This is a genomic window from Paraburkholderia humisilvae (assembly GCF_902859855.1).
Classification (GTDB): domain Bacteria; phylum Pseudomonadota; class Gammaproteobacteria; order Burkholderiales; family Burkholderiaceae; genus Paraburkholderia; species Paraburkholderia humisilvae.
This window is the reverse complement of the sequence record NZ_CADIKH010000303.1, coordinates 1-1,693: the sequence shown is the minus strand read 5'-3', so window position 1 is coordinate 1,693 and position 1,693 is coordinate 1. Positions and strand designations below refer to the sequence as shown.

Annotated in this window: 2 pseudogenes; both read left to right on the top strand. The window is 59.5% G+C overall.

Annotated elements, in window-relative coordinates:
- Window positions 1–256: pseudogene (locus HV796_RS42110) on the top strand (transposase); the annotation flags it as partial.
- A 129-nt stretch (window positions 257–385) separates the two neighbouring features.
- Window positions 386–1,512 (top strand): annotated as a pseudogene (locus tag HV796_RS42105) (IS110 family RNA-guided transposase).
- Window positions 1,513–1,693: the final 181 nt, after the last annotated feature.

Here is a 1,693-nt window from a genome sequence, read left to right as displayed (position 1 = left end):
GCTTTCGCGGCTTCGAGCGCTCGACGAGCAGATCACACGGATCGAGCAGCGCATTCTCGAATGGCGTCGCAACGATGAGGCATGCAGACGCATCTCCGAAATTCCCGGCGTGGGTGTGCTCACCGCGACAGCGGCCGTATCCGTCATCAGACAAGCAAAGACGTTCCGCTCCGGGCGGGAATTTGCCGCCTATCTGGGCCTCGTGCCACGACAGAGCAGTTCCGGCGGCAAGGTCAGGCTGGGTGGAATCAGCAAGTCAGTATGACTCCCGTTCGGCAAGGCTGGCCGCCGTGCGGTCGTAAGCGCGGGTTAGCATTGCTGCCAGAGCCGCATCGAGCGAGGGCGGAGCCGCCGCTCAACGGTTCATTCCGACGCGGAGGCCAGCATGGAACACGATAGCGCGCTGTACGTGGGACTGGATGTCCACAAGGATTCGATCACGGTCGCCTATGCGGTCGGGATGGGTGACGTCGAACTGTTCGGGAAGGTGGGCGCCATGCAGATTGATGTCGAGCGGCTTTGCAAACGGCTGCAGCCGAAGGCCCCTCACATCTGTTTCGTCTACGAAGCCGGACCATGCGGATATGGCCTTTACCGAAGGCTCGTCGATAAAGGCTACGACTGTATGGTCTGCGCACCATCACTCATTCCCCGCAAACCAGGTGATCGCGTCAAGACGGACCGCCGTGACGCGATCAAACTGGTCCGCTCCGCAACGGCGATCTCTCGGCCGTACATGTGCCAACGATTGAAGATGAGGCTTTCCGCGACCTGGCCCGTGCGTGGTCCGCTGCACGGGAGGATCTGAAGGCGGCGCGCTGCAGGCTCAAATCATTCCTGCTCGCCCACGGCGTCCACTATCTCGGCCGTCCCAACTGGGGGCCAACACATCGCCGCTGGTTAAGTACGTTCTCATTCGACAGCGCGTGGCAGCAACTGGCGTTCAACGAACACCGACGCACGATCGAGGATCGACTCGCCCAGTGCGAGCGGCTGGAGCTGACATTGCGTGAAGCGGTCACCCAGTGGCGTTTTTATCCGGTCGTGCTCGCCTTGCAGGCCATGCGTGGAATCAACTTCACGTCGGCAATTGGACTGGTCTCTGAACTGGGTGATCTGTCGCGCTTCGAACATCCCCGGCAGTTGATGGCGTGGATTGGCGTGACGCCCTCGGAACACTCGTCGGGCGGGAAACGACGTCAGGGCAGCATTACCAAGACCGGCAACAGCTATGCGCGCAAACTTCTCGTTGAATCTGCCTGGAGCTACCGCCATCCCGCACGCGTAAGCATCGATATCCAGCGCCGACATGAAGGTCTACCCAAACCGATAATTGATCGTGCCTGGGATGCGCAGTTGAGGCTGTGCAGACGATTTCGCAAACTCGTAGGCCGAGGCAAGACTCCGCACGTCGCCATCATTGCTGTCGCACGCGAGCTGGCTGGTTTTATCTGGGACGTCGGTCGAATGGGGATGGCATTTGCTCTGCCTTCCAACGTACAACTCGCATAAATGGAGTTCATAAAGATCGCGCACCACTGCAAACTTCAAGTTTCCTGAAGGCGGCGCAGCCCGGTATTCGTGAGATTGACCCAGAAAAACGGACACCTATTCTTTTGAGAAGGAGGTGCCGGAAATGGGCAAGCATCGTACCCCATACCCTGCGGAATTCCGGGCTCGCATGGTCGAGCTT